We start from the raw sequence: 26,659 nt of genomic DNA, 5'->3' as shown, positions 1-26,659 counted from the left end.
CCACCACGCCGCCGCGGTCCTCGCCGCCCTCGGCGCGGCCGAGCTGCTGCTGCGCCGCTGCGTACGCCGCTTCGGCGGGGTCACCGGGGACGTCTTCGGCGCCCTCGCCGAGGTCGCCACCACCACCGTGCTCATCGCCCTCGCGCTGGGCTGAGCACCCGCGGCGGCCGCGCCCGCGCGCGGCGACGTACGCTCTGGTGCCGTGGAAGAGACCTCCGTGGCAGCGAGCAGCGCGGCGCCGGCGTCCGGCGCACGGGCGCCGGTGCCCATCAGGGTGCTGCTCGCCGACGACCAGGCGCTGCTGCGCAGTGCCTTCAAGGTGCTGGTCGACTCCGAGCCCGACATGCAGGTGGTGGGCGAGGCCTCGGACGGCGCGCAGGCCTTCGCGCTCGCCCGCGAACGGCGGGCCGACGTCGTGCTCATGGACATCCGGATGCCCGGCACGGACGGCCTGGCCGCCACCCGGATGATCAGCGCCGATCCGGAGCTGGCCGGCGTCCGCGTGGTGATGCTGACGACCTTCGAGGTGGACGAGTACGTCGTCCAGGCGCTGCGCGCCGGGGCGTCCGGCTTCCTCGGCAAGGGCGCCGAGCCGGACGAACTGCTGAACGCGATCCGGATCGCCGCCGCCGGCGACGCCCTGCTGTCCCCGGCCGCGACCAAGGGCCTCATCGCCAGCTTCCTCGCGCAGGGCGGGGGAGCGGACGCCGCCGACGGGCCGGTGGCCGGCGCCCTGCACGCCGAGCGGCTGGCCGCGTTGACCGGCCGGGAGCGCGAGGTGCTCGTCCTCGTCGCCGCCGGGATGTCCAACGACGAGATCGCCGGCCGGCTGGAGGTCAGCCCGCTGACCGTCAAGACGCACGTGAACCGCGCGATGGCCAAGCTGGGCGCCCGCGACCGGGCGCAACTGGTGGTCATCGCGTACGAATCGGGACTGGTGCGCCCGCGCGCGGAGTAGCCGGGGCCGGCCGGGCGTACTGCGGACGCGGTACGCGCCGCACCAGGACGGGACCCGGCAGGGGCGCCCCCGGTGCGGGAGGCGCCCCTTCTTCCGTCCGTCGCGGCGGGCCCTGCGGGAGGGCCGGCATCGGCGGGCCCTACGGGAGGGCCAGCATCCGCTCCAGGGCCAGCTTCGCGAAGCTCTCGGTCTCCTTGTCGACCTGGATCCGGTTGACCAGGGTGCCCTCGGCGAGGGACTCCAGGGTCCACACCAGGTGCGGGAGGTCGATGCGGTTCATGGTCGAGCAGAAGCAGACCGTGCGGTCGAGGAAGACGACTTCCTTGTCCTCGGCAGCGAAACGATTCGCCAGGCGCTTGACCAGGTTCAGCTCGGTGCCGATCGCCCACTTCGAGCCGGCCGGGGCCGCCTCCAGCGTCTTGATGATGTACTCGGTCGAGCCGACGTAGTCCGCGGCAGCCACGACCTCGTGCTTGCACTCGGGGTGGACCAGCACGTTCACGCCCGGGATCCGCGCGCGCACGTCGTTGACCGAGTCCAGGTTGAACCGGCCGTGCACCGAGCAGTGGCCCCGCCACAGGATCATCTTCGCGCCGCGCAGCTGCTCGGCGGTCAGGCCGCCGTTCGGCTTGTGCGGGTTGTAGACGACGCAGTCGTCCAGGGACATGCCCATGTCGCGCACCGCGGTGTTGCGGCCCAGGTGCTGGTCCGGCAGGAAGAGCACCTTCTCGCCCTGCTCGAAGGCCCAGTCCAGGGCCTTCTTCGCGTTGGACGACGTACAGATCGTGCCGCCGTGCTTGCCGGTGAAGGCCTTGATGTCGGCCGAGGAGTTCATGTACGAGACGGGCACGGTGACGTCGGCGATCCCGGCCTCGGTCAGCACGTCCCAGCACTCGGCGACCTGCTCGGCGGTCGCCATGTCCGCCATGGAGCAGCCGGCGGCCAGGTCCGGCAGGACCACCTTCTGGTCGTCCGAGGTCAGGATGTCCGCCGACTCGGCCATGAAGTGCACGCCGCAGAAGACGATGTACTCGGCCTCCGGCTTGGCGGCGGCGTCGCGGGCGAGCTTGAACGAGTCGCCGGTGACGTCCGCGAACTCGATGACCTCGTCGCGCTGGTAGTGGTGGCCCAGGATGAAGACCTTGTCCCCGAGCTTGTCCTTGGCCGCCCGGGCACGCGCCACCAGGTCCGGGTCGGACGGCGAGGGCAGGTCACCGGGGCACTCCACGCCGCGCTCGCTCTTGGGGTCGGCCTCGCGGCCGAGCAGCAGCAGGGCGAGGGGCGTCGGCTGGACGTCCAAAGGCTGGGCGGTGGTCACGACACGCACCCTTTCTGTTCCGCGACTACGAGACTTCGGTCCTGGCCGGTCCAGGAAGGATTCGACTTCTCGTCTAATTGACGCTATCTATCATAGCCGCTTCACGTCAGTTTGACGATGCCCGATCGTGTCGATGTGACGAATTCGCCCGCGCTCCCAGCGAGGCTCCACCGCCACGCCCCGGTGTGCGAGCATGAATGTCTGAAACAAGCGTCAGGCCCGGAATGAATCCGCGGCCGCGTCGGTTGCAGCCGACGGCAAGAGTCCGACGTTTCCCTGCCCCGGCGGGGAGCCGCCCCACTTCGGGAGTGAATGCAGATGTCCGTTCAGGACGACAAGACCACTGTGAGCGACGGCATCCTCCTGTCCGACGCCGCCGCCGCCAAGGTCAAGGCCCTGCTGGAGCAGGAAGGCCGGGACGACCTGGCGCTGCGGGTCGCCGTTCAGCCCGGCGGCTGCTCGGGCCTGCGCTACCAGCTCTTCTTCGACGAGCGGTCCCTCGACGGCGACGTGGTCAAGGACTTCGACGGCGTGAAGGTCGTCACCGACCGGATGAGCGCCCCGTACCTGGGCGGCGCCTCCATCGACTTCGTCGACACCATCGAGAAGCAGGGCTTCACGATCGACAACCCGAACGCCACCGGCTCCTGCGCCTGCGGCGACTCGTTCAGCTAGGCCGCAGCCGCCGTCGAGCGGCAGCGGCAGCACGAGGGCCCCGGCCGGACGTTCGTCGTCCGGCCGGGGCCCCTCGCATGTCCCCCCGCTACGACTGCCGCGGCAGCTCCTTCGCCGTCTTCGCGTCGATCACCTTGCGCTCGCCCAGCGGCTGCTGGAGCGTCGCCGTCAGGGACATCTCCTGGGCGATCAGGATGCAGGCCCGGCCCGGCTCCCTCGGGGTGTCGACGATCCTCACCATGACCGCCTGCGGGCTCTCGCGCACCTCCAGGCCGTAGTCGCTGCACACCCCGCCCCAGAAGTTCACCGTCAGCTTCCGGTCGGTGTCGCTGTACGAGAACCCCGGCACGGTCCCCGCCCCTTCGCCGGCCGGCTCCGCCAGCGCCGGCTGCGCCACCGTGTGCGCCGGGCCGCCGCCCTTGCCCGCCACCTCGAACAGCCACGCCGGCACCAGCCCGCGCGCGCCGTCCACCGTCCCCGGGGCCAGGCCCACCACCGCGGAGCGCACCTGCTCGGCCCGCGGCGGCTTCATCGGACGCGGGTCCGGGTTGCACGGCAAGGGGTCGCCGGAGCCGACCGGGGTGTCCGGCTCCAGCGGCACCGACGTCGCGCAGCCGCTCGGCTCGGGGCTCCGGGCCGGGGCGGAACGGGCGTTCAGCCGCTTCAGCGCCTCCTCCGCGGACACGATCTCGGCCTGGCCCGCGGTGACCGGGGCCTTCAGCTCGCCGTTGCCGCCGACCACCTGGCCGTCCGCGCCCACACTGATCCGGGTGGACCAGCCCTGCGTGGGCAGCCCGCCGATCACCGGGTCGGCCGTCACCACCCGGACCGCGCCCTGCGTCAGGCGCGCGTCCAGGGCCGCGCCGGACTGGCCGACCGCGGCCAGCACCGGGGCCGCGGCCTTCTTCGCGGCCTCCTCCGGGACCGCCTTGCCGGGACCGCCCTCCGGGGGTGCCACGGGGCCGCAGCTGTCCTTGCCCTTCTGGCAGTTGTCCCCGCCCAGCTGGAAGTGCGTGTACGTCCAGGTGCCCGGCGCCTTGCGGGTCACCGTCAGGCGCGGGCCCGAGGAGTCCCGGACCTCACCGGCCTGCCACTGCTCGCCCGAGAGCCGCGGCTCGCCCTGGATCCCGAGCGCGGCCGCCAGCCGGGCCACCTCCTCCCGGGTCACCTCGCCGTCCGCCTTGAACCGGGGCGAGCTCTTCGGGCCCTGCGGGAGCGGCCCGGTCGCCTCGTACGTCACCCCGCCGCCGGACGGGTCGGGCTCGCCCGGCGCGATCCCGGGCGCCGAGGGGGCGTCGGACCCGGCCGTCCCCGGCGCCCGCAACGACGCCGAGGCCTGGCCCGCCTCCGTACGCCCGCCGCTGCCGCCGTAGGCCGAGGACGCCCAGTACGCCGTACCGCCCCCGGCCACCAGTACGGCCGCCGCGATCGAGCCGACCGCCCAGTTCCGCCGCCGCCGGTGCTGGGGACGTGGGCTGGTGTGCTGCTGCTCGCTGGTCACCGCATCGCTCCTTCGCCTGTCTCGCCCGTGTGCGTGACGCGGGTGTGACGTGGCGGACGCGCGGACGGTTCCCGAGGGGCCGGGGAGGGGCCGGGGAGGGGCCGGGGAGGGGGCGGGGCCCGGTCGCTCGGCTACTCGCCGCCCCCGTCGCCGTACTGCGCCGTGCCCGCGATCATCCGGGCCGAGGCCGGGGGAATGCTGATCCCGTGGATCTGCGAGGGCTCCACCCGGGGCGGCCGGGGATCGGCCGGGACCGTCCAGTGGGGCGCCATCCGGGCGCAGTCGCCGAGGAGCGTGGCGAAACCTGAGTAGCCGAAACCGTCGGTGTAGGTCATGAGGGCACCGTAGGCAGCGGGCGGGTGCGAAGAAAGGTCTACTACGGGGTAGTTTCGGGTGGTCGGCCGGAGGGCCCCGGACCGGGTAGCGTTGAATGTCCTTTCGCCGCCCCTCGCAGGAGCATCCACGCCGTGCGTATCGCAGTCACCGGCTCCATCGCCACCGACCACCTCATGACCTTCCCCGGCCGCTTCGCCGACCAGCTGGTCGCGGACCAGCTGCACACGGTCTCCCTCTCCTTCCTGGTCGACAACCTCGACGTGCGCCGGGGCGGTGTCGGCCCGAACATCTGCTTCGGCATGGGCCAGCTGGGCATCCGGCCCATCCTGGTCGGCGCCGCCGGCTACGACTTCGACGAGTACCGGGCGTGGCTCGACCGGCACGGCGTGGACACCGCCTCCGTGCGGATCTCCGAGGTGCTGCACACCGCCCGCTTCGTGTGCACCACGGACCGGGACCACAACCAGATCGGCTCCTTCTACACCGGCGCCATGAGCGAGGCCCGGCTGATCGAGCTGAAGGCGGTCGCGGACCGGGTCGGCGGGCTGGACCTCGTCCTGATCGGCGCGGACGACCCCGAGGCGATGCTGCGCCACACCGAGGAGTGCCGGACCCGGGGCATCCCGTTCGCGGCCGACTTCTCGCAGCAGATCGCCCGCATGGACGGCGAGAACATCCGCACCCTGATGGAGGGCGCGACGTACCTCTTCTCGAACGAGTACGAGAAGGGCCTGATCGAGTCGAAGTCCGGCTGGACCGACGAGGAGATCCTCGGCAAGGTCGGCACGCGGGTGACCACGCTGGGCTCGCGCGGCGTGAAGATCGAGCGCAAGGGCGAGGAGCCGATCGTGGTCGGCTGCCCCGAGGAGACGGCCAAGGTCGACCCGACCGGCGTCGGCGACGCCTTCCGCGCCGGCTTCCTGACGGGCCTCGGCTGGGGCGTCGGCCTGGAGCGGGCCGCGCAGGTCGGCTGCATGCTGGCGACCCTGGTCATCGAGACCCTGGGCACCCAGGAGTACACCCTGGCGCGGGCGCACTTCATGGAGCGTTTCACCAAGGCCTACGGGGACGACGCCGCGGCCGAGGTCCAGGCGCACCTGCCGCACTGACCCTGCCGCCCCCGGGTGCCGGGACCCCGCCCGGCACCCCTCGGCCGCTCCGCACCCGCGTCTCGGGGACTTCGCCCCCGCACCCCGCACCCCGCGCCGCGAACGCCGCGCGGGGCGCCCGCAGGGCCGGGGCGGAGCCCCGGCTCGGTGGGGAAGGGTTCGCGCAGCGGACGGGCCCGGGACGGGCAGCGGTTCGGGGCGGGCCGGGTCGGGTCGGGCCGGGGGCGGTCCCGCCCGGTGGGGTCAGACCGTGCGCCGTACCCGGTACGCCGCCGCCCGGCTCCCCGGAACAGGGGCTTCGCCCAGGTAGGCGTGGCCCCTCAGGGAGCACCACGCCGGGATGTCCAGGCGGGCCACCTCGTCGTCCGACAGGACCGTGACCACGCCGCCGACCCGCACGCCCCCGATCGCCCGGGCCAGCTCGATCACCGGCTGCGGGCACCGCAGCCCCACCGCGTCGACCTCCACCGTCTCCGCCACCGGCTCGGCCACCGGTTCCGTCGGGACGCCCAGCCGCTCCCGGACCCCGGCCACCACCCCCGGCAGCACCTCCAGGAACGCGTTGACCTCCGCCGCCGTCGTACCGGTCGGCAGCGACACCCGTACGTTCCCCTCCGACAGCACCCCCATCGCCCGCAGCACATGGCTCGGCGTCAGCGTCGAGCTGGTGCACGACGAACCCGACGAGACCGAGAAGCCCGCCCGGTCCAGCTCGTGCAGCAAGGTCTCGCCGTCGACGTAGAGGCAGGAGAACGTCACCAGGTGCGGCAGCCGCCGGTCGGGGTCGCCGACCACCTCCACGTCCGGGACCAGCCGGGCCACCCGCCGGCGCAGCCGGTCCACCAGGACCCGCAGCCGCCGCGCCTCCTCCTGCGCCTCGGCCCGCACCGCCCGCAGCGAGGCCGCGGCGGCCACCACGGCCGGCAGGTTGGGGAAACCGGGGACGCGGCCCGACTCCCGTTCGTCGGCGGGTCCTTGGGGCGAGAACCGGACACCCTTGCGCACCGCCAGCAGTCCGACCCCGGGCGGGCCGCCCCACTTGTGGGCACTGGCCGCCGCCAGCGACCAGCCCTCCGGCACCTTCTCCCACGGCAGCGACTGCGCGGCGTCGACCAGCAGCGGCACCCCGGCCGCCGCGCACACCTCGGCCACCTCCGCCACCGGCTGCACGGTGCCCACCTCGTGGTTGGCCGACTGCAGGCACGCCAGCGCGGTGTCCGGGCGCAGTGCCCGCGCCCAGTCCGCCGCCGAGACCGCCCCGGTCCGCGACACCGCGACCGTGCTCACGCTCCCGCCGGCCGCCGCGTGGCTCTCGGCCGCGTGCAGCACCGAACTGTGCTCGACCGCCGACACGACCAGATGACCGCCGACCCGGCGCCGCCCGGCCAGCGCCCCGGCGACGGCCGAGTGAACCGCGTGCGTCCCCGAAGGAGTGAAGACGAGTTCGTCGGGCCGGCAGCCCACCGCCTCCGCCGCCGCCTCCCGCGCCGCGTCCAGCAGCAGCCGGGCCCGCCGGCCCTCCCGGTACAGGCGCGCCGGGTCGGCCCAGCCCTCGTCCAGCGAGGCGAGCAGGGCCTGTCGGGCGACCGGATGGAGCGGAGCTGCGGACGCGACGTCGAAGTACGGCATTCCGTCACGGTAGGGCACGGCAGGTCAGGTGCCCCGCGGCGGCCGCGCCGCGGGCCCCGCCGCCCTCTCCCGGGCACCGGCCCGCCACGGCCTCAGACCCCGTCAGGCGGTCGCCGGAGCCCGCCGTTCCGGGGCGTCGGAGCCGTCCCCCGTACGGCCGAGCCACCCCTTCGGGGGCAGTAGCGGCGCGTTGGGCACCCTCCCCGCGCGACCCCAAATAGCGTCCAGTAGGGTTTGGTCCGCATAAACATCCAAACCCCTGCCCGCGTCAGGGCCGGCGACCGACACGCAAGACGGCCGCAGCCGGTCGCGCGGGCCGAGACTCTCGGGAAGGCGCTACGTGAGTCCCTACGGCTCCGACCGCTCGCCGCGGCGCCCGATGCGGCGGAAGCTGCTGCAGGCGCTGACTGCGGGCGCGGTCCTGGCGACCGCCACTGGTTGCACATATAAAGACTTCCCCCGCCTCGGAATGCCCGACCCGGTCACCGAGGAGGCGCCGCGCATCCTCTCCCTGTGGCAGGGGTCGTGGGCAGCCGCTCTGGTCACGGGCATCCTGGTCTGGGGCCTGATCATGTGGAGCGTCGCCTTCCACCGGCGCAGCCGCACCAAGGTGGAGGTCCCTCCGCAGACCCGGTACAACATGCCCATCGAGGCGCTGTACACCGTGGTCCCGCTCATCATCGTCTCGGTGCTCTTCTACTTCACCGCGCGTGACGAGTCGAAGCTGCTGTCCCTCTCGGCGCAGCCGAAGCACACCATCAACGTGGTGGGCTTCCAGTGGAGCTGGGGCTTCAACTACATCGAGAACGTCGACGGCGACGCGGCCACCCCGAAGGGCGGCGCGACTCCGAAGGGCCTGGAGTCCATCCCGGACCGGTTCACCAAGGACTTCCCGAAGGGCGCCGAGGGCGTCTACGAGAAGGGCACCCCGGCGGACGTGAACGCCGAGAAGGGCTGGCCCGGCCCGACCCTCTACCTCCCCAAGGGGGAGAAGGTCCGCTTCATCCTGTCGTCCAACGACGTCATCCACTCCTTCTGGGTGGTCCCCTTCCTGTTCAAGCAGGACGTCATCCCGGGCCACACCAACGTCTTCGAGGTCACCCCGAACCAAGAGGGCGTCTTCATGGGCAAGTGCGCCGAGCTGTGCGGCGTGGACCACTCCCGGATGCTCTTCAACGTCAAGGTCGTCTCTCCCGAGGAGTACCAGAAGCACCTCAAGGAGCTGGCCGAGAAGGGGCAGACCGGCTTCCTCCCGGCCGGCATCAAGCAGACCGACCCGGCCCGTAACGCGGAGACGAACAAACTGTGAGCATCCTCAACGAACCTCAGGGTGCCGCGGCAGCTGAAGCCTCTTACGAGAACGAGCTGCCGGTACGGCGCAAGCAGCCCGGCAACGTGGTCGTGAAGTGGCTGACCACCACCGACCACAAGACGATCGGCACGCTCTACCTGGTCACCTCGTTCGTCTTCTTCCTCATCGGCGGCGTCATGGCTCTGTTCATGCGCGCCGAGCTTGCCCGCCCGGGCACGCAGATCATGTCGAACGAGCAGTTCAACCAGGCGTTCACGATGCACGGCACCGTCATGCTGCTGATGTTCGCGACGCCGCTGTTCGCCGGATTCGCGAACTGGATCATGCCGCTGCAGATCGGCGCGCCCGACGTGGCGTTCCCGCGGCTGAACATGTTCGCGTACTGGCTGTACCTCTTCGGCTCGACCATCGCGGTGGCCGGCTTCCTGACGCCGAACGGCGCCGCCGACTTCGGCTGGTTCGCCTACGCCCCGCTGTCGGACGCGGTCCGCTCGCCGGGCATCGGCGCCGACATGTGGATCATGGGTCTGGCCTTCTCCGGCTTCGGCACGATCCTCGGCTCGGTCAACTTCATCACCACGATCATCTGCATGCGCGCTCCGGGCATGACGATGTTCCGCATGCCGATCTTCACCTGGAACGTGCTGCTGACCGGTGTCCTGGTCCTGCTCGCCTTCCCGGTGCTCGCCGCCGCGCTCTTCGCGCTGGAGGCGGACCGCAAGTTCGGCGCCCACGTGTTCGACGCGTCGAACGGTGGAGCACTGCTGTGGCAGCACCTCTTCTGGTTCTTCGGACATCCTGAGGTGTACATCATCGCGCTGCCGTTCTTCGGCATCGTCTCCGAGATCATCCCGGTCTTCTCGCGCAAGCCGATGTTCGGTTACATCGGTCTGATCGCCGCGACGATCGCGATCGCCGGTCTCTCCGTGACCGTGTGGGCCCACCACATGTACGTCACCGGTGGTGTGCTGCTGCCGTTCTTCTCCTTCATGACCTTCCTGATCGCGGTCCCGACCGGTGTGAAGTTCTTCAACTGGATCGGCACCATGTGGAAGGGCTCGTTGTCCTTCGAGACCCCGATGCTCTGGACGATCGGCTTCCTGGTCACGTTCACCTTCGGTGGTCTGACCGGCGTCATCCTGGCCTCGCCGCCGCTGGACTTCCACGTCTCCGACTCGTACTTCGTCGTCGCGCACTTCCACTACGTCGTCTTCGGCACCGTGGTGTTCGCGATGTTCGCCGGCTTCCACTTCTGGTGGCCGAAGTTCACGGGCAAGATGCTGGACGAGCGCCTGGGCAAGATCACCTTCTGGACGCTGTTCATCGGCTTCCACGGCACGTTCCTGGTCCAGCACTGGCTGGGCGCCGAGGGCATGCCGCGCCGTTACGCGGACTACCTGGCCGCCGACGGCTTCACCACGCTGAACACGATCTCGACGATCAGCTCGTTCGTCCTCGGCCTGTCCTTCCTGCCGTTCATGTACAACGTCTGGAAGACGGCGAAGTACGGCAAGAAGATCGAGGTCGACGACCCGTGGGGCTACGGCCGCTCGCTGGAGTGGGCGACGTCCTGCCCGCCCCCGCGGCACAACTTCCTCACCCTGCCGCGCATCCGGTCGGAATCCCCGGCGTTCGACCTCCACCACCCGGAGATCGCCGCGCTGGACCACCTGTTGGACCACGGCGCTGACAACAAGGCCGTCACCGGTGGCAAGGAGGCCGGCAAGTGAAGATCCAGGGCAGGATGTTCCTCTGGCTCTCCGTCTTCATCCTGATCATGACCGTCGTGTACGGCGTCTGGTCGAAGGAGCCGGTCGGAACCACCGCGCTCGCGCTGGCCTTCGGCCTGAGCGCCATGATCGGCTACTACCTGGCCTTCACGGCCGCGCGAGTGGACGAGATGGCCCAGGACAACCTGGAGGCCGACGTCGCCGACGAGGCGGGCGAGCTGGGGTTCTTCTCCCCGCACAGCTGGCAGCCGCTCTCGCTGGCGATCGGTGGCGCGCTCGCCTTCATGGCCGTCGTCTTCGGCTGGTGGCTGATGTACTTCTCGGCCCCGATCATCCTGATCGGCCTGTGGGGCTGGGTGTACGAGTACTACCGCGGTGAGAACCAGAACCAGTAGGACCGGCAGGTCCACGACGGCCACCGCGGCCGAGCAGTGAGACAGGGGCCCGGACACCTCTTCGGAGGAGTCCGGGCCCCTCGTTTGCAGTCACCCCGCGCGCAGTAGTCGTCATACCTTCATAGCGTTGCCTCCATGAAGCACTCTCCGCGTCTTTGGACGGTACTCAGCTGCGCCATGCTGGTCGCGTCCCTCGGGGCCGGCGTCACCGCATGCGGGTCCGGCGACCACCCGCTGTCCGCCCGTCCGTACGACGCGGCCGATCAGGTCGCCTTCAACCAGGCCGCGGGGTCCCGCCCCGTCGACCCCGACCGGCCGCTGGAAGTCTCCGTGAAGGGCACCGGGAGCGGGACCCGTATCACGGACGTCACCGCCGTGGACACCCACGGACGGCGCCTGGCGGGCGAGCTCTCCGCCCGGGGCGACCGCTGGCACAGCACCGCGCCGCTCGCGGCCGGCGTGCGCTACACGGTCACCGTGAGCACGGAGAACGAGCGGGGCGCCCCGGGGCAGCGCACGCTGACGTTCGAGACCGCACCGGCCCACAAGGTCCTCAACGTCGAATTCGGCCCGGACGCGGGCAAATACGGTGTCGGACAGCCCCTCACGGCCGAGCTCAACGAGCCCGTCAAGGACAAGGCCGCCCGCGCCGTGGTCGAACGCGCCCTGGTGGTCGACGTCAAACCGCGTCCGGTGGAGGGCTCCTGGTACTGGGTCGACGACACCCGGCTGCATTTCCGCCCGAAGGACTACTGGCCCGCGCACTCCACCGTCTCCGTACGGAGCAATCTGGAGGGCATCCGGATCGGCGACCACCTCTACGGCGCCGCGGCCAAGCCGCTGACCCTGGAGATCGGCGACCGGGTGGAGGTGATCACCGACGCCTCCGCGCACTACCTCACGTTCAAGCGCAACGGAGAAGTGATCAACACCATTCCGGTGACCACGGGCAAGCCCGGCTTCTCCACCCGCAACGGCGTCAAGGTGGTGCTCGGCAAGCAGTACTACGTGCGGATGCGCGGGGACACGGTCGGCATCGGCGGCAGCGAGTACTACAACCTGCCCGTCTACTACGCGACCCGGGTCACCTGGAGTGGTGAATACGTGCACGCGGCACCGTGGTCCATCGACTCCCACGGCTACGCGAACGTCAGCCACGGCTGCACGGGCATGAGCACCGGCAACGCCGCGTGGTTCTACGAGAACATCACCGAGGGCGACCTCGTCACCGTCGTCAACAGCATCGGTGAGGAGATGGACCCCTTCGGCAACGGCTACGGCGACTGGAACCTGGACTGGAAGGACTGGCGCGAGGGCAGCGCCCTGCTCAAGGGCACCCAGGACGGACGCAGTCCGGTCGACGTCACGCGCCTGCGACCGCAGATCTGAGCCGGGCACCGGCCGGCCCGGGGGAAGGCCCCGGGCCGGCCGGCCGTGCCCGTACCGGCCGGCGCGGTCAGGCCGCGTTCGCCAGCCGCTTGCGCAGCAGGCCCGCCAGGGCGTCCGCGAACTCCACCGGGTCCACCGGAAGGGTCACCGCGGCGTCCGCGCGGCTCCAGGTGGCCAGCCAGGCGTCCTGCGGGCGTCCCATGAGCAGCAGCACCGGCGGGCAGCGGAAGACCTCGTCCTTGATCTGCCGGCACACGCCCATGCCGCCCGCCGGCACGGCCTCGCCGTCCAGCACGCACAGGTCGATCCCGCCCAGCTCCAGCTCCTTGAGCACGGCGGGCAGCGTCGCGCACTCCACGAACTCCACCGGTGGCACGTCCGCCGCGGGCCTGCGCCCGGACGCCAGCCGCACCTGCTCCCGCGTGTTCGCGTCGTCGCTGTAGACCAGAACCCTCGCCGTCGCCCGCATTGTTTCCTCCACGCGTCAGGAAATCTTGCGCGGGATGCTACTCCTCCGGACGCGTTGTCAACATCGGTTCGCGCACCCTCGGGTCCGCCCTGCTGATGGGCCGTTCGGGCAGTGCACACCCCCCGGACACTCCGAACGGCACCCCCCGGGGTGAGGGCGGGATAAGCGACCGACATAATGTCGGTCGTGGCGACAGCAACGACAGTAGATACCGGGCACGCGCACCCGACGGTCAACCGACCGAACCTCGTCAGCGTCGGAACCATCATCTGGTTGAGTTCCGAGCTGATGTTCTTCGCGGCCCTCTTCGCGATGTACTTCACCCTGCGATCGGTGACGGGCGCCGAGTACTGGAAGAGTCAGGCTGACTTCCTGAACCTTCCGTTCTCGGCGACGAACACCACGATCCTGGTGCTCTCCTCCCTCACCTGCCAGCTCGGCGTCTTCGCCGCCGAGCGCGGTGACGTGAAGAAGCTCCGGACGTGGTTCATCATCACGTTCGTCATGGGTGCGATCTTCATCGGCGGCCAGGTGTTCGAGTACACCGAGCTGGTCAAGCACGAGGGCATGTCCCTCTCGTCCGGCCCGTACGGCACGGTGTTCTACCTGACCACCGGCTTCCACGGTCTGCACGTGACGGGCGGTCTCATCGCCTTCCTGCTGGTCCTCGGCCGGACGTACGCGGCCAAGAGGTTCACCCACGAACAGGCCACGTCGGCCATCGTCGTGTCCTACTACTGGCACTTCGTCGATGTCGTCTGGATCGGCCTCTTCGCCACGATCTACCTGATCAAGTAGCGAACACGTCGCCGGGCCCGGCCCGGCACTCCATCCAGAAACACCGACGCAGAAGATCCTGACACCGGGGTAATCCGTGAAAAAGCTCTCCGCACGACGACGCCATCCGCTGGCGGCGGTCGTCGTTCTACTCCTCGCGCTGGCGGCCACTGGGGGGCTGTACGCCGCCTTCGCCCCCGCGGGCAAGGCGCAGGCCGATGAAACCGCCCAGTCCCTCGCCATCGAGGAGGGCAAGAAGCTGTACGCCGTGGGCTGCGCAAGCTGCCACGGAACCGGCGGTCAGGGTTCCTCTGACGGCCCGAGCCTGGTGGGCGTCGGCTCCGCCGCCGTCGACTTCCAGGTGAGCACGGGCCGCATGCCCGCCCAGCAGCCCGGCGCCCAGGTGCCGAAGAAGCCGGTCGTCTACTCCCAGGCGCAGACCGACCAGCTGGCCGCGTACATCGCCTCCCTCGGCGCCGGCCCGATCACGCCGAACGCCAAGCAGTACGACCCGGCGGGCGCCGACGTCGCCAACGGTGGTGAGCTGTTCCGCAACAACTGCGCCCAGTGCCACAACTTCACCGGTGAGGGCGGTGCGCTGACGCACGGCAAGTACGCCCCCAACCTTGAGGACGTCACGCCGAAGCACGTCTACGAGGCCATGCTCACCGGCCCGCAGAACATGCCCTCCTTCCCCGACAGCACGATGCCGGAGAAGCAGAAGAAGGACATCATCGCGTACCTCCAGCACGTGAACGGCCCGTACTCGGACAACCCCGGCGGCCTGAAGCTCGGTGGCCTGGGCCCCGTCTCCGAGGGCCTGTTCGGCTGGATCTTCGGTCTGGGTGCGCTGATCGCTGTCGCCGTCTGGGTCGCGGCCCACACCGCTAAGGCCAAGAAGTCATGAGTAGCCAAGACATTCCCGAAGACAAGCACCTGCCGAGCGAGCAGGGTGCCGCCCACCACGGTGGTGTAGCGGTCGCGGACGACCCGTTCGCCGACCCCGGCCTGCCGGCCCACAAGCCGCGCATCCAGGACATCGACGACCGGGCGGCCCGGCGCTCCGAGCGCACGGTCGCGATGCTCTTCACGATCTCGATGCTGGCGACGATCTGCTTCATCGCCGCCTACGTGACCATCCCGGTCGACAAGATCGTGTACATCTTCCCGCTGGGGAAGGTGAGCGCGCTCAACTTCGCCCTGGGCCTGACCCTGGGCGCGGCCCTGTTCTGCATCGGCGCGGGCGCGGTCCACTGGGCCCGCACCCTGATGTCCGACGTCGAGGTCGCCGACGACCGTCACCCGATCGAGGCCTCTCCCGAGGTCAAGGCGAAGGTCATGCAGGACTTCGCCGAGGGTGCGCAGGAGTCGGCGATCGGCCGGCGCAAGCTGATCCGCAACACCATGTTCGGCGCGCTGGCCCTGGTGCCGCTCTCCGGCGTGGTCCTGCTGCGCGACCTGGGCCCGCTGCCCGAGGACAAGCTGCGCCACACCATGTGGGCCAAGGGCAAGCTGCTCATCAACCAGAACACGATGGAGCCGCTGCGTCCCGAGGACGTCGCCGTGGGTTCGCTGACCTTCGCCATGCCCGAGGGCCTGGAGGAGGACCAGCACGACTTCCAGACCCAGATCGCCAAGGCGGCCCTGATGATCGTCCGGCTCCAGCCGGAGGACATCAAGGACAAGAAGGAACTGGAGTGGTCCCACGACGGGATCGTGGCCTACTCCAAGATCTGCACCCACGTCGGCTGCCCGATCAGCCTGTACGAGCAGCAGACGCACCACGTGCTCTGCCCGTGCCACCAGTCCACCTTCGACCTCTCCGACGGCGCCCGAGTCATTTTCGGCCCGGCCGGTCACGCCCTGCCGCAGCTGCGCATCGGCGTGAACTCTGAAGGATTCCTCGAGGCGCTCGGCGACTTCGAAGAGCCCGTCGGTCCTGCATTCTGGGAGCGCGGATGAGCACCAGTGACAACAACCAGCGCAAGGCACCGCGCGGCGAGCGCGTGGCCGACTGGGCGGACGGCCGGCTGGGCATCTACAGCCTGGCCAAGGCCAACATGCGCAAGATCTTCCCGGACCACTGGTCCTTCATGCTGGGTGAGATCTGCCTCTACAGCTTCATCATCATCATCCTCACGGGTGTGTACCTGACGCTGTTCTTCCACCCGAGCATGAACGAGGTCGTCTACCACGGCTCGTACGTGCCGATGCAGGGCGTCCTGATGTCCGAGGCCTTCGCCTCGACGCTCGACATCAGCTTCGACGTCCGCGGTGGTCTGCTGATCCGTCAGATCCACCACTGGGCCGCGCTGATCTTCGTCGCCGGCATGATCGTGCACATGATGCGCGTCTTCTTCACCGGCGCGTTCCGCAAGCCGCGTGAGGTCAACTGGGTCTTCGGCTTCCTGCTGCTGGTCCTCGGCATGTTCACCGGCTTCACCGGTTACTCCCTGCCGGACGACCTGCTCTCGGGCACCGGTGTCCGCTTCATGCAGGGCGCGATCCTGTCCGTGCCGGTCGTGGGCACGTACCTGTCGTTCTTCCTCTTCGGCGGCGAGTTCCCCGGCGGCGACTTCGTGGCCCGGTTCTACTCGGTCCACATCCTGCTGCTGCCCGGCATCATGATGGGCCTGCTGGTGGCCCACCTGATCCTGGTCTTCTACCACAAGCACACCCAGTTCGCGGGCCCCGGCCGGACGAACAACAACGTCGTCGGCATGCCGCTGCTGCCGGTCTACATGGCCAAGGCCGGAGGCTTCTTCTTCCTGGTCTTCGGTGTCATCGCGGCCATCGCGGCGATCGCCTCGATCAACCCGATCTGGGCGCTCGGCCCGTACCGCCCGGACCACGTGTCCACCGGTGCGCAGCCCGACTGGTACATGGGTATGCCGGAAGGCCTGATCCGTGCCATGCCCGGCTGGGAGATCAACCTGTGGGGTCACACGCTGGTGCTCGGCGTGTTCGTCCCGCTGGTGCTCTTCCCGCTGGTCCTCGTGTCCATCGCGGTGTGGCCGTTCATCGAGTCCTGGGTCACCGGGGACAAGCGCGAGCACCACATCCTGGACCGCCCGCGCAACGCCCCGACCCGTACCGCGTTCGGTGTCGCCTGGATCGCGGAGTACATCGTGCTCCTCATCGGCGGTGGCAACGACATGTTCGCGCAGTACTTCCACCTGTCGATCAACTCGATCACGTGGTTCGTCCGGATCGGCTTCTTCGTCGTCCCGGTCCTCGCCTTCATCGTCACCAAGCGGATCTGCCTCGGCCTGCAGCGCCGGGACCGGGACAAGGTGCTGCACGGTCGCGAGACCGGCATCATCAAGCGCCTGCCGCACGGTGAGTTCGTCGAGGTCCACGAGCCGCTCCCGCAGGCCAGCCTGCACACGCTCACGGCGCACGAGCAGTACGAGCCGCTGGAGCTGGGCCCGGCCGTCGACGAGAACGGCGTCGAGCGCAAGGTCGGCCGGATCGAGAAGCTCCGCGTCAAGCTCAGCAAGGGCTTCTACGCCGAGGGCAACCAGATCCCGAAGGCCACGGTCGAGGAGTACCGGGAGATCCAGGCCGGCCACGGCCACCACTGATCCCTGATCCGCCGGCCGCCCGGTCGGCCGAAAACCGATCGCCACGGCAAGAGCCCCGTCCAGTCGCTGGACGGGGCTCTTTGCCGTGGCGATCGGCTGGATAGGCTGGGGTCCTTCCCTTACCGAACCTGTGGACCCTGGAGCGGACCATGAACGTTGTGACCCCGGCAGGCGGCGACAGCGTGGCGGACCGTTCCTGGCCCGCCGTCCTCGACGCCCTGCTGACCGGCAAGGACCTCACCACCGACGACACCGCGTGGGCGATGGACCGGATCATGCGGGGTGAGGCCACCGACGCCCAGATCGCCGGCTTCGTCGTGGCGCTGCGGGCCAAGGGTGAGACGGTGGCCGAGATCAACGGCCTCGTGCGCACCATGTACGACCACGCCAATCTGATCGAGGTCCCCGGGCGGACGGTGGACATCGTCGGCACGGGCGGCGACGGCGCGAAGACGGTCAACATCTCGACCATGTCGGCCCTGGTGGTGGCCGGCACCGGCGCCAAGGTGGTCAAGCACGGCAACCGGGCCGCGTCCTCCGCCAGCGGCTCCTCGGACGTGCTGGAGAAGCTCGGCGTCAACCTCGACATCGCCCCCGCACGGGTGGCGAAGGTGGCCGAGGAGGCCGGCATCACCTTCTGCTTCGCGGTGAAGTTCCACCCGGCGCTGCGGCACGTGGCCGCCGCCCGGCGGGAGCTGGGCATCCGGACCACGTTCAACTTCCTCGGCCCGCTCACCAACCCGGCGCGGGTCCGTGCCCAGGCCACCGGTGTGGCCGACCTGCGAGTGGCCCCGATCGTGGCCGGCGTGCTGGCCGAGCGCGGTTCCGCCGCGCTGGTCTTCCGCGGCGACGACGGCCTGGACGAGCTGACCACGACCGCGACGTCCCGGGTGTGGCGGGTGCGCGAGGGCAAGGTCGAGGAGCGGGCCTTCGACCCGCGGGACGTGGGCATCGAGCTGGTCGACGTCTCCGCCCTGCGCGGCGGGGACCCGTCGTACAACGCGGACGTGGCCCGACGGCTGCTCGCCGGCGAGACCGGCCCGGTCCGCGACGCCGTCCTGCTGAACTCGGCGGCGGCCCTGGTGGCCCTGGACCCCGGTACGGGCACGCTGGAGGAGGAGATCCGGGCCGGCATGGACCGGGCGGCGCAGTCCATCGACTCCGGCGCGGCGCGCGCGGTGCTGGAGCGCTGGGTGCGGGCCACGAACCTCTGACGGGCCCACCGCCCGGCCCCAGGGCCCCGCGGCCGCAGGGCCCCGCCCCGGCTCCACGGCCCGGGGGAACCGGCCGTGCCCCACCCGACCCCGGTCCACATGCTGGACCGGGGTCTTGCGTTCGGTGGATCTTGTGGCAGGATGCCTGACAGGTCACGAGTGACAGCGTTTCGGCCCCGGCTTGCTGTCCGGCAACCCTCCGTCCGTGGCGGGGTGCCCCGGGTGATGACCAGGCCGCAGGCAGCGAGGTCTGCGGCAAGCGCGGACCCCTCGACACACCAGGGGTCCTGGTCCTCGAGGAGCGGTCTTTCGTGAGCAAGCGAATGCGCTAGGCGCGTAGCGCCCTTTCTCCACCCCTCCGCACGGCCGTCGTCCGGCCCTGCGTCGAGGCACTCCCCGTATCCGCGGCCGTCCCGCCGGGCCGTCCGGCGTGCGCGCGTACGGGTCCTACGTAGCCGTTGCTCCGCCACCCCCGGGAGATCCCGCCATGTCCGCGTACCCGCACGCCTCCGCCCCCGCCGTCGCCCCCGCCCGCACCCCGGCCGCCGCCTGCGTCCCGGCCGCCGCCGCCCCCGCCGAGCCGCTCCCCGTGCTCGGCCGCGACGTCACCGTCCCGCTCGTCACCGGCGGCGAGGTGACGTACGCGGCGCTCGACTACGCGGCCAGCGCCCCGGCCCTGCAGCGGGTGTGGGACGACGTGGCGGCGTACGCGCCGTACTACGGAAGCGTGCACCGCGGCGCGGGTCACCTCTCGCAGCTGTCGACCGAGCTCTTCGAGCAGAGCCGCGCCACGGTCGCCGAGTTCCTCGACTGCCGCCCGGACGACCAGGTCGTCTTCACCCGCTCGACGACCGACTCCCTCAACCTGCTGGCGCGCGCCCTGCCCGCCGGCACCCGCGTGTACGTCTTCGAGACCGAGCACCACGCCTCGCTGCTGCCGTGGCGGGAGGCGGAGGTCACCTACCTCGACGCCCCGCGCACCCCGGCCGAGGCCGTCACCACCCTGGAGCGGGCGCTCGCCGCCCGGGAGCCCCACGGCGACGCGCTGGTGTGCGTGACGGGTGCCTCGAACGTGACGGGCGAGCTGTGGCCGGTCCAGGAGCTCGCCGCGGCGGCCCACGCGCACGGCGCCCGGATCGTGCTGGACGCCGCCCAGCTGGCGCCGCACCACCCGGTGTCGGTCACCGCGCTCGACGTGGACTGGGTGGCCTTCTCCGGCCACAAGCTGTACGCGCCGTTCGGCTCCGGGGTGCTGGCCGGCCGTGCCGACTGGCTCCAGCGGGCCGAGCCCTACCTCGCCGGCGGCGGTGCCTCCCGTACGGTCGCCCGGCGCGCCGACGGCGGCGTGGACGTGGACTGGCACACCACGGCCGCCCGCCACGAGGCCGGCTCGCCGAACGTCATCGGCGGCTACGCCATCGCCTCCGCCTGCAAGGCCCTCACCGAGGCCGGCTTCGACTCCCTCGTCGCCCGGGAGCAGCAGCTGATCGCCACGGTGCGGGCGGGCCTGGCCGAGGTGCCGCAGGTGCGGGTGCTGTCCCTCTTCGGGGACCGGGCCCCGCGGGTGGGCGTGCTCTCCTTCGTGGTGGACGGCTGGAACAGCTCGCACTTCGCCGCGGCGCTGTCGGCCGAGTACGGCATCGGCGTCCGCGACGGCCTGTTCTGCGCCCACCCTCTGGTGCGCACGCTGCTGGGCAGCGCCCCGGCGGAGCCGGGCGAGTGCGGCGCCCCGGACGCGGCGCCGGGCGAGCCGTCCCCGACTTCGTCCGGGGGGACCCCCACCCTGAACGCCGTCCGCGTCAGCTTCGGTGCCGGCACCCCCGACGAGCACGTGGAGCGGTTCCTGCGCGCGGTCCGCGAGCTGGTCACGGACGGCGCCAAGTGGCGCTACCGCACGGAGGACGGGCGCTGCGTGCCGGCCGTGCAGTCGGCCGCCGCCGCCTAGGCGTCCAGGCCGATGGCGAACGCGGCTTCCAGGTCGTGCTGGGAGTACGTACGGAACGCCACGTGGGTGTCGGTGGCCTCGACGCCCGGGATCTTGCTGATGCGGCCCGGGATGATGTCCGCCAGGTCGTCGTGGCGGGCCACCCGGACCAGGGCGATGAGGTCGTAGGTGCCGGTGACGGAGTAGACCTCGCTGACGTTCTCCAGCCCGGCGATCGACTCGGCGATCTCGGGGATCCGGTCCACGCTGGTCTTGATGAGCACGATCGCGGTGATCACGGCTGGCTGTCTCCCTCGGTGGCCGTCGCTGGTCGCCTCACTCTAGTCGTACGGAGCCGGCGCACCCAGGCGTAGCAGAAGCCCAGCGCGAAGCCGACCAGGTGGGCGAGGTAGGCCACGCCCGGCCCGCTCCCGGCGCGCTGGGCGGCCACCCCCTGCAGGACGAACCAGAACAGCAGCACGATCCAGGCCGGGAAGCGCAGCGGCAGGAAGAGCAGGAACGGGAACAGGCTGGTCACCCGCACCTGGGGGAGCAGGCACAGGAAGGCGCCGAGCACCGCCGAGACCGCCCCCGAGGCCCCCACCAGGGTCTGGGTGGAGCCGGCGTTGGCCGCCGCGTACGCCGCGAGGGCCAGGTAGCCGGTGACGACGTAGAAGCCGAGGAACCGGGCCCGGCCCATCCGCTCCTCGCTCATCGTGCCGAAGACGTGCAGGAACAGCATGTTCCCCAGCAGGTGCAGCCAGCTGCCGTGCACGAACAGCGCCGTCAACGGCGTGAGCAGGGCGCGGGCCGAGCCCGAGAACAGCTCGGCGGGGACCACGCCCCAGCGGCGGAAGTACGCGGTGCCCGAGACCAGCAGCGCGTCACCGGTGCCGTAGGCCGGGTTCAGCCCCGACGCGGGGCCGAGGAGGAAGACCAGGAAGCAGGCGGCGATCAGCGCGTGGGTGACCGTGGCCGGCACCCTCGGGCCGGCGGGTCTTACGATCATGGGACAGAGCATGGCGCACGCGGCAGGGCGCGCCCGGCGCGCCTCGCCGGGGCCGGGATCCGGGGACGGACCGGGTCCCGCGCCGCCGCCAGGCCGTAGGGTTACCTGCTGGCCAGCCGTGAAGGCTTTAATTGAAACAGGGAGAGCGCACGATGACGGTTCCGCTGCCGACCGGCACCACCCGGTGGCGCTGCACCCTCTGCGGCAACCTCACGCGATTCGACGTCACCCGTACGTCGAAGGTCGTGGAGTACGTCCACCTGGACCTCGCCGGGGAGCCCAAGGTCGAGGAGCGCGAGGTGGTCAATGAGACCATCGAGTCGGTCCGCTGCCGCTGGTGCAACGCGGTGGACCAGATCGAACTCGTGGACAGGCCGGGTACGGGCTCCTGACGGAGCCGGGCCCGCACGCAAGGAATGACGGTAGGGGTGACGGATCGTGGAGCCAGCAAGCGGCGCTGAGCCGGCCGAGGCCGGCGACGCCGCCGAGGTGCTCGACCGCCCGCTGCCCGAAGGCGTACGGCGCAGGGTCGTCACGCTCGTCTCGGACGCGTTCGGCGCCCTGACGGTCGCCGACCTCCCGGCGCAGCTGCGGCAGTACGCCCGGTTCACCCCCACCCGGCGGGCCAAGTTCGCCGGCAACGCGATGGCGGCCGCCGTCGAGACCGACTCCGTCTTCCGCAGCCGGGTCGCCGACAAGCTCCGCGAGGCGCAGCCGGACCTGGCGGCGGCGCTGGAGGCCGGAGCGCCGCCGGCCGCCGCGGACCCCTTGGACGTGGCGGCCGCGGCCTATGTGCTGCGGCCGGCCGGCTGGGTCAAGCTGGTGGCCGCCGCCGGCGAGGAGGCCCAGCGCGCCGACGCCGAGCGGATCGGCGAGGAGAGCCGCCGCGAACTGGAGCGGCTGCGCGAGGAGCTGGCCCACGTACGGGAGCAGCAGCGCAGCGGCGGCGAGCAGTTGCGTGCCGAGCTGGAGGCGGCGCGCAAGGAAGCCGAATCGCTTCAGCGCAAGCTGCGCAGCGCCCTCAACGACATCAAGCGGGGCGAGGCGGCCCTGCGCAAGACCGCCGCGGAGATCGACGGGATCAAGGCGGACGCGGCGGCCCAGGTCGCCGCGGCCGAGAGCGAGACCCGGCGGTTGAAGTCCCGCCTGGCGGAGACCGAGTCGGCCCTGGAGGCCTCCCGGCGCGCCGCCCGCGAGGGCCGCAGCGTCGAGGACATGCGGCTGCGGCTGCTGCTGGACACCGTGCTCGACGCGGCCCAGGGACTGCGCCGGGAGCTCGCGCTGCCGCCGGTCTCGACGCGCCCGGCGGACACCGTGGACGCCGTCGAGCCGGGCCGGATGACACCCAAGGACATCGCCAACCGGGCGCTGTCGGAGACCGATCCGGCGCTGCTGGACCAGTTGCTGGCGCTCCCGCAGGCACACCTGGTGGTCGACGGCTACAACGTCACCAAGACGGGCTACCCGACGATGCCGCTGGAGAAGCAGCGGCTGCGGCTGCTGGGCGGGCTGTCGATGCTCGCCGCGCAGACCGGTGCCGAGATGACCTGTGTCTTCGACGGCGCGGAACTGGCGGCCCCGGTGCTGCTGGCGCCGCCGCGCGGGGTGCGGGTGCTGTTCTCCAAGCCCGGGGTGACCGCGGACGAGCTGATCCGCCAGCTGGTGCGGGCCGAACCGCCGGGCCGGCCGGTGGTCGTCGTCTCCACCGACCGGGAGGTCGCCGACGGCGTGGCCAAGGCCGGGGCGCGGCCGGTCGCGTCCGCCTTGTTGCTGAAGCGGCTTTCGCGCGTCTCGTAACTCCTGGGCGCAATGCCCGAATTGGCCGCAGGTGTGCGGGACGTAGGGTCAAGTCGCCGCCACGCAGCGTGCGTCGTAGGTAAAAAGGCTGGTCGCGACGAGATTTTTTCCGCATCAGCATTTGAAGTGATCACGGCAGGCTCACTAGGGTCTGCCCAAACCTTCGTACGGTGCTTCACTCATTCGGGGTGGCGGCGGGGGTTGCCGCCTGCCGTTCGTGCCCCGGCGGCCTTCAGGAAGAAGGAGCCCGTCTCCGTGGCGTCCCACCGTCGACCCAAGCAGCCGGCCCGCGCGCGCGTCACCGTCCTGACCGCGACCGCCGCCGCGGCCGTCGCCCTCTCCGCCCAGGGCGCGTCCGCCGCCCCGGCCAAGCCGGGCAAGGACGAGGTCAAGGCCCAGGTGGCGAAGCTGTACGAGGAGGCGGAGCAGGCCACCGAGAAGTTCAACGGCGCCCAGGACCGCCAGGGCAAGCTGGAGAAGGAGATCGGCCAGCTCCAGGACCAGGTGGCCCGCGGCCAGGCCGAGCTCAACGAGCTGCGGTCGGTACTCGGTTCGATGGCCAGCGCCCAGTACCGCAGCGGCACCCTGGACCCGTCGCTCGCGCTGCTGCTGTCCGACGACCCGGACGACTACCTCGCCAAGGCCGCCATGATGCAGCAGCTGAGCGGGCGCCAGGTGGACGCCGTCCAGCGCATCCAGGCCAAGCAGCGCACCCTCGCCCAGCAGCGGCAGCAGGCCTCCGGCAAGCTCGCCGACCTCGACGCGACCCGCAAGGAGCTCGCCGAGAAGAAGAAGGCCTCCCAGGACAAGCTCGCCGAGGCGCAGCGGCTGCTGAACACCCTGAGCGCGCAGGAGCGGGCCCAGCTCAAGGACGAGGAGACCCGCGCCAGCCGCGCCGACGGCCAGCGGGTCGACCTCGGCAACGAGAAGGGGTCCGGGCGGGCCGCCGCTGCCCTGGCCGCCGCCAAGACCAAGGTCGGCAGCGCCTACGTCTCGGGGGCCGAGGGCCCCACCGCCTTCGACTGCTCGGGCCTGACCCAGTGGGCGTACAAGCAGGCCGGCGTCTCCATCTCCCGCACCACCTGGACCCAGGCCAACGACGGCACGCGCATCGGCCGGAGCCAGCTCCAGCCCGGTGACCTGGTGCTCTTCTACGGCGACCTGCACCATGTCGCCCTCTACGCGGGCAACGGCATGGTGCTGCACGCCTCCAACCCGCGCGGCGGCGTCAAGTACGAGTCGATCAACAACATGCCGTTCCAGTTCGGCGTCCGCATCTGACGCGCGTCCCCCGTCCGGATCCCCGCGCCGGGCGCGCCGTACACCGCCCATCCGGGGGAATTGGCGGGCCCGTCCACGACCGGACGCCCCACCGGTGACCTGCGTCTGAGGCGGGGCCGGCGGCCGTGCGGCCGCCCGGAGGTCGTTGGCCGGCGCGTGGTCGCGCGGCTACTGTCTGCCCGCGCGCTCCCCGGCAGGCGGCCGTCCACCGAGGGCGGACCCGGGCGGTGCGCAGCGGAAGGGAGCGGCGTCACGTGGCATCCCATCGCAGGCTCGCGGCGGCGGGCCTGGGCCTGGAGCGCACCGGCCGGGCCACCGTCCTGACCGCCGCGGCGGCCACCGCGGCCGCCGCCATGACGGCGGTCCCGGCCGCCGCGGCCCCGGCCGCGCCGGCGGATCCGGCCGCCGGTGCCCGGGCCCGCGTGGACCGGCTCTTCGAGGAGGCCGAGCAGGCCACCGAGGCCTTCAACAAGGCGGGGGAGCGGGCCGCGAAGCTGCGCGACGAGGTGCGCCTGGCCCAGGACGCGGTCGCCCGCGGCCAGGACCGGATCAACACCATGCGCGGGGTGCTCGGCGCCTTCGCCGGGGCCCAGTACCGCTCCGGCGGCCTCGATCCGGCCGTCCAGCTGATGCTCTCCGACGACCCGGACGCCTACCTCGACCAGGCCGCCACCCTCAACCGGCTGACCGAACGCCAGACCCTCCGGCTCGGCGAACTGCGCGCCGAGCAGCGCCGGCTGGGCCAGCAGCGGCAGGAAGCCTCCCGCAAGCTCGCCGAACTCGACGCGCTCCGCTCCGACGTGGCCCGGCACAAGCGGGCGGTCACCGCCAAGCTGGCCGCCGCCCGGCGGCTGCTCAACGCGATGCCCAGCGACGAACGGGCCGAGTTCGAGCGGGCCTCGCGCTCCGGCGGCCGCGCCGAGGGCCTGCCCGAGCTGCCGGTGCCCGCGGCCGGCGGGCCCGTCTCGGGCCGGGCGGCCGCGGCCGTGGCGGCGGCCCGGTCGGCGGTCGGCCGGCCGTACGTGTGGGGCGCCACCGGGCCCTCCGGCTTCGACTGCTCCGGGCTGATGGTGTGGTCCTACCGGCAGGCCGGGGTCGCGCTGCCGCGCACCTCCCAGGCCCAGCGGCACGCGGGCCGCCAGGTCCCGCTCTCCCAGGCCCGGCCCGGCGACCTGGTGACCTACCGCTCCGACGCCAGCCACGTCGGCATGTACGTCGGGAACGGGCAGGTGGTGCACGCGCCGTACCCGGGGGCGCGGGTGCGCTACGACCCGGTCGGCATGATGCCGGTCTCGGCGGTCACCCGCCCCTGACCCGGGCGCCCCGGCGGGGCCGGGCCCCGCGGCGGGGCGGTCGGGCGGCCGTACCATCGGCTGATGGTCCGGGGCCCGGTGACGTACGTACGGCTGCTGCTCGCGGTGCTGCTCTGCGGCACGGCGGTGGCCGGCTGCGCCGCGCCGGGGGCGGTCGACCCGGCCGGGCAGGACGTGCGCCGGGCGGTGGCCGACTGGGCGGCGGGCCGGCCCGGGCAGCTCGCCGGGATCCCGCTGGCGCAGCGGTCGTACGAGGTCACGTCGGTCCGGCGGACCGGAGCGGGCGCCGTGGTGGCGGCCCGGCTGCGGTACCGGCTGGCCGACTACGACACCGCCTCGGCCGAGAGCGCCCGCGAGCTCGACCTCGCCGGGGACGCGGGCCGGTGGCGGGTGACGGCCGACCGGCCGGCCCCCGGAGCCCCCGCCCTGCCGTGGGACCAGGGCCCCGTCACGGTGGTGCGCGGGGAGCGCAGCCTGGTACTGGGCACCGGCCAGGACCGCGCCCTGCTGGAGGCCGTCGCCGGCCTCGCCGACCGGGCCGTCCCCGACGCCGGCGCGGCCTGGCCCGGACCCTGGGCGGGCCGGGTGGTGGTGCTGGTGCCGCGCTCCCTGGACGCCATGGCCGCCCTGCTGGGCCGGCCGGCCGCGCAGTACCGGGGCCTGGCGGCGGTGACCACCGCCACCGTGGGAGCCGGAGCGGCCCCGGCCGACCGGGTGGTGCTCAACCCGGAGGGCTGGGCCGAGCTGTCCCCGGCCGGCCGGCGGATCGTGCTGACCCACGAGGTCACTCATGTGGCCACCCGTGCCGCGACCACCGCGCGGACCCCGCTGTGGCTGTCGGAGGGCTTCGCCGACTGGGCGGCGTACCGGACCGGCGACCGGCCGCCCGCCGAGGCCGCGCCCGCGCTGGCCCGGGAGGTCCGCCGGGGCCGGGTCCCG

Annotated in this window: 26 protein-coding genes and 1 riboswitch; of the genes, 19 read left to right on the top strand and 7 right to left on the bottom strand. The window is 71.8% G+C overall.

What is annotated here, in order from left to right; translation table 11 throughout:
• Positions 1-154: adenosylcobinamide-GDP ribazoletransferase (locus LG632_RS20000; RefSeq protein ID WP_226728740.1), on the top strand; the 154-nt coding region annotated here is incomplete at its 5' end.
• 108 nt (positions 155-262) lie between these two features.
• Positions 263-958 (top strand): response regulator, encoded by a 696-nt coding sequence (locus tag LG632_RS19995; protein WP_226728739.1) that lies wholly within the window; start codon positions 263-265, stop codon positions 956-958.
• A gap of 139 nt (positions 959-1,097) precedes the next feature.
• On the opposite strand, the gene nadA is transcribed toward LG632_RS19995, so the two are convergent.
• Positions 1,098-2,285, bottom strand: coding sequence for a quinolinate synthase NadA (nadA, locus tag LG632_RS19990; protein WP_374203522.1), 1,188 nt, complete (start codon positions 2,283-2,285; stop codon positions 1,098-1,100).
• A gap of 309 nt (positions 2,286-2,594) precedes the next feature.
• Between nadA and LG632_RS19985 the strand changes: the two genes are divergently transcribed.
• The gene (locus LG632_RS19985; protein ID WP_125640545.1) at positions 2,595-2,951 is read left to right on the top strand and encodes a HesB/IscA family protein; all 357 of its coding nucleotides are present in this window, start codon (positions 2,595-2,597) and stop codon (positions 2,949-2,951) included.
• A gap of 88 nt (positions 2,952-3,039) precedes the next feature.
• Here the strand turns inward: LG632_RS19985 and LG632_RS19980 are convergent, their stop codons facing one another.
• A complete protein-coding gene (locus tag LG632_RS19980; protein ID WP_226728734.1) occupies positions 3,040-4,452 on the bottom strand; it encodes a hypothetical protein in 1,413 nt (470 codons plus the stop codon).
• 131 nt (positions 4,453-4,583) lie between these two features.
• Complete coding sequence (locus tag LG632_RS19975; protein WP_226728732.1) at positions 4,584-4,787, bottom strand: hypothetical protein; 204 nt, start codon at positions 4,785-4,787, stop codon at positions 4,584-4,586.
• A gap of 132 nt (positions 4,788-4,919) precedes the next feature.
• Between LG632_RS19975 and LG632_RS19970 the strand changes: the two genes are divergently transcribed.
• A complete protein-coding gene (locus LG632_RS19970; RefSeq protein ID WP_226728730.1) occupies positions 4,920-5,897 on the top strand; it encodes a carbohydrate kinase family protein in 978 nt (325 codons plus the stop codon).
• A gap of 243 nt (positions 5,898-6,140) precedes the next feature.
• Here LG632_RS19970 and LG632_RS19965 read toward each other — a convergent pair whose 3' ends face one another.
• Positions 6,141-7,526: an aminotransferase class V-fold PLP-dependent enzyme gene (locus tag LG632_RS19965; protein ID WP_226728728.1), complete on the bottom strand. Its 1,386-nt coding sequence runs from the start codon at positions 7,524-7,526 to the stop codon at positions 6,141-6,143.
• 340 nt (positions 7,527-7,866) lie between these two features.
• Between LG632_RS19965 and ctaC the strand changes: the two genes are divergently transcribed.
• The 4 genes from ctaC to LG632_RS19945 all read left to right on the top strand — a co-directional run bounded on the left by ctaC (position 7,867) and on the right by LG632_RS19945 (position 12,352).
• Positions 7,867-8,835: an aa3-type cytochrome oxidase subunit II gene (gene ctaC, locus LG632_RS19960; protein ID WP_226728726.1), complete on the top strand. Its 969-nt coding sequence runs from the start codon at positions 7,867-7,869 to the stop codon at positions 8,833-8,835.
• The gene (ctaD, locus tag LG632_RS19955; protein ID WP_226728725.1) at positions 8,832-10,568 is read left to right on the top strand and encodes an aa3-type cytochrome oxidase subunit I; all 1,737 of its coding nucleotides are present in this window, start codon (positions 8,832-8,834) and stop codon (positions 10,566-10,568) included. The genes ctaC and ctaD overlap by 4 nt, the downstream gene beginning before the upstream one ends.
• Entirely contained in the window at positions 10,565-10,963 is a 399-nt protein-coding gene (locus LG632_RS19950) for a cytochrome c oxidase subunit 4 (RefSeq protein WP_226728724.1), read from the top strand. The genes ctaD and LG632_RS19950 overlap by 4 nt, the downstream gene beginning before the upstream one ends.
• A 135-nt stretch (positions 10,964-11,098) precedes the next feature.
• Positions 11,099-12,352: a L,D-transpeptidase gene (locus tag LG632_RS19945; protein WP_226728723.1), complete on the top strand. Its 1,254-nt coding sequence runs from the start codon at positions 11,099-11,101 to the stop codon at positions 12,350-12,352.
• A 67-nt stretch (positions 12,353-12,419) separates the two neighbouring features.
• Here LG632_RS19945 and LG632_RS19940 read toward each other — a convergent pair whose 3' ends face one another.
• Positions 12,420-12,821: a DNA-binding transcriptional response regulator gene (locus LG632_RS19940; protein ID WP_226728738.1), complete on the bottom strand. Its 402-nt coding sequence runs from the start codon at positions 12,819-12,821 to the stop codon at positions 12,420-12,422.
• 177 nt (positions 12,822-12,998) lie between these two features.
• Here LG632_RS19940 and ctaE point away from each other — a divergent pair, with 177 nt between their 5' ends.
• The 6 genes from ctaE (at position 12,999) to LG632_RS19910 (ending at position 20,341) form a co-directional block, all read left to right on the top strand.
• Positions 12,999-13,619: an aa3-type cytochrome oxidase subunit III gene (gene ctaE / locus LG632_RS19935; RefSeq protein WP_226728722.1), complete on the top strand. Its 621-nt coding sequence runs from the start codon at positions 12,999-13,001 to the stop codon at positions 13,617-13,619.
• 76 nt (positions 13,620-13,695) lie between these two features.
• Positions 13,696-14,505, top strand: a complete 810-nt coding sequence (gene qcrC, locus LG632_RS19930; protein WP_226728721.1) for a cytochrome bc1 complex diheme cytochrome c subunit — start codon at positions 13,696-13,698, stop codon at positions 14,503-14,505.
• Positions 14,502-15,560 carry a cytochrome bc1 complex Rieske iron-sulfur subunit gene (gene qcrA, locus LG632_RS19925; RefSeq protein WP_226728719.1) on the top strand — a complete coding sequence of 353 codons (1,059 nt, stop codon included), beginning with the start codon at positions 14,502-14,504 and terminating at the stop codon, positions 15,558-15,560. Before qcrC ends, qcrA begins: the two co-directional genes overlap by 4 nt.
• Positions 15,557-17,182, top strand: a complete 1,626-nt coding sequence (gene qcrB / locus LG632_RS19920; protein ID WP_226728718.1) for a cytochrome bc1 complex cytochrome b subunit — start codon at positions 15,557-15,559, stop codon at positions 17,180-17,182. Before qcrA ends, qcrB begins: the two co-directional genes overlap by 4 nt.
• Before the next feature lie 149 nt (positions 17,183-17,331).
• Positions 17,332-18,396, top strand: a complete 1,065-nt coding sequence (gene trpD / locus LG632_RS19915; RefSeq protein ID WP_226728717.1) for an anthranilate phosphoribosyltransferase — start codon at positions 17,332-17,334, stop codon at positions 18,394-18,396.
• 151 nt (positions 18,397-18,547) lie between these two features.
• A riboswitch (SAM riboswitch) is annotated at positions 18,548-18,664 on the top strand.
• A gap of 219 nt (positions 18,665-18,883) precedes the next feature.
• A complete protein-coding gene (locus LG632_RS19910) occupies positions 18,884-20,341 on the top strand; it encodes an aminotransferase class V-fold PLP-dependent enzyme (RefSeq protein WP_226728716.1) in 1,458 nt (485 codons plus the stop codon).
• Here the strand turns inward: LG632_RS19910 and LG632_RS19905 are convergent.
• Entirely contained in the window at positions 20,338-20,619 is a 282-nt protein-coding gene (locus LG632_RS19905) for an Lrp/AsnC family transcriptional regulator (protein ID WP_226728715.1), read from the bottom strand. The two genes, LG632_RS19910 and LG632_RS19905, sit on opposite strands and share 4 nt — an antisense overlap.
• Positions 20,616-21,341 carry a rhomboid family intramembrane serine protease gene (locus LG632_RS19900; protein ID WP_374203520.1) on the bottom strand — a complete coding sequence of 242 codons (726 nt, stop codon included), beginning with the start codon at positions 21,339-21,341 and terminating at the stop codon, positions 20,616-20,618. The genes LG632_RS19905 and LG632_RS19900 overlap by 4 nt, the downstream gene beginning before the upstream one ends.
• Before the next feature lie 140 nt (positions 21,342-21,481).
• On the opposite strand from LG632_RS19900, the gene LG632_RS19895 reads away from it, so the two are divergent.
• The 5 genes from LG632_RS19895 to LG632_RS19875 form a co-directional block, all read left to right on the top strand.
• A complete protein-coding gene (locus tag LG632_RS19895) occupies positions 21,482-21,721 on the top strand; it encodes a hypothetical protein (RefSeq protein ID WP_226728713.1) in 240 nt (79 codons plus the stop codon).
• 43 nt (positions 21,722-21,764) lie between these two features.
• Positions 21,765-23,126 (top strand): NYN domain-containing protein, encoded by a 1,362-nt coding sequence (locus tag LG632_RS19890; protein WP_226728737.1) that lies wholly within the window; start codon positions 21,765-21,767, stop codon positions 23,124-23,126.
• Between the two features lie 255 nt (positions 23,127-23,381).
• Positions 23,382-24,407, top strand: coding sequence for a C40 family peptidase (locus tag LG632_RS19885; RefSeq protein ID WP_226728712.1), 1,026 nt, complete (start codon positions 23,382-23,384; stop codon positions 24,405-24,407).
• A gap of 254 nt (positions 24,408-24,661) precedes the next feature.
• Positions 24,662-25,720, top strand: a complete 1,059-nt coding sequence (locus LG632_RS19880; RefSeq protein WP_226728711.1) for a C40 family peptidase — start codon at positions 24,662-24,664, stop codon at positions 25,718-25,720.
• 63 nt (positions 25,721-25,783) lie between these two features.
• The coding region (locus LG632_RS19875; RefSeq protein WP_226728710.1) for a hypothetical protein at positions 25,784-26,659 on the top strand (876 nt) is incomplete at its 3' end.

It is taken from the genome of Streptomyces antimicrobicus (genome assembly GCF_020532625.1).
Lineage (GTDB): Bacteria > Actinomycetota > Actinomycetes > Streptomycetales > Streptomycetaceae > Streptomyces > Streptomyces antimicrobicus.
The sequence above is the reverse complement of the archived record's forward strand: the minus strand, read 5'-3'. Positions and strand labels throughout refer to the sequence as shown.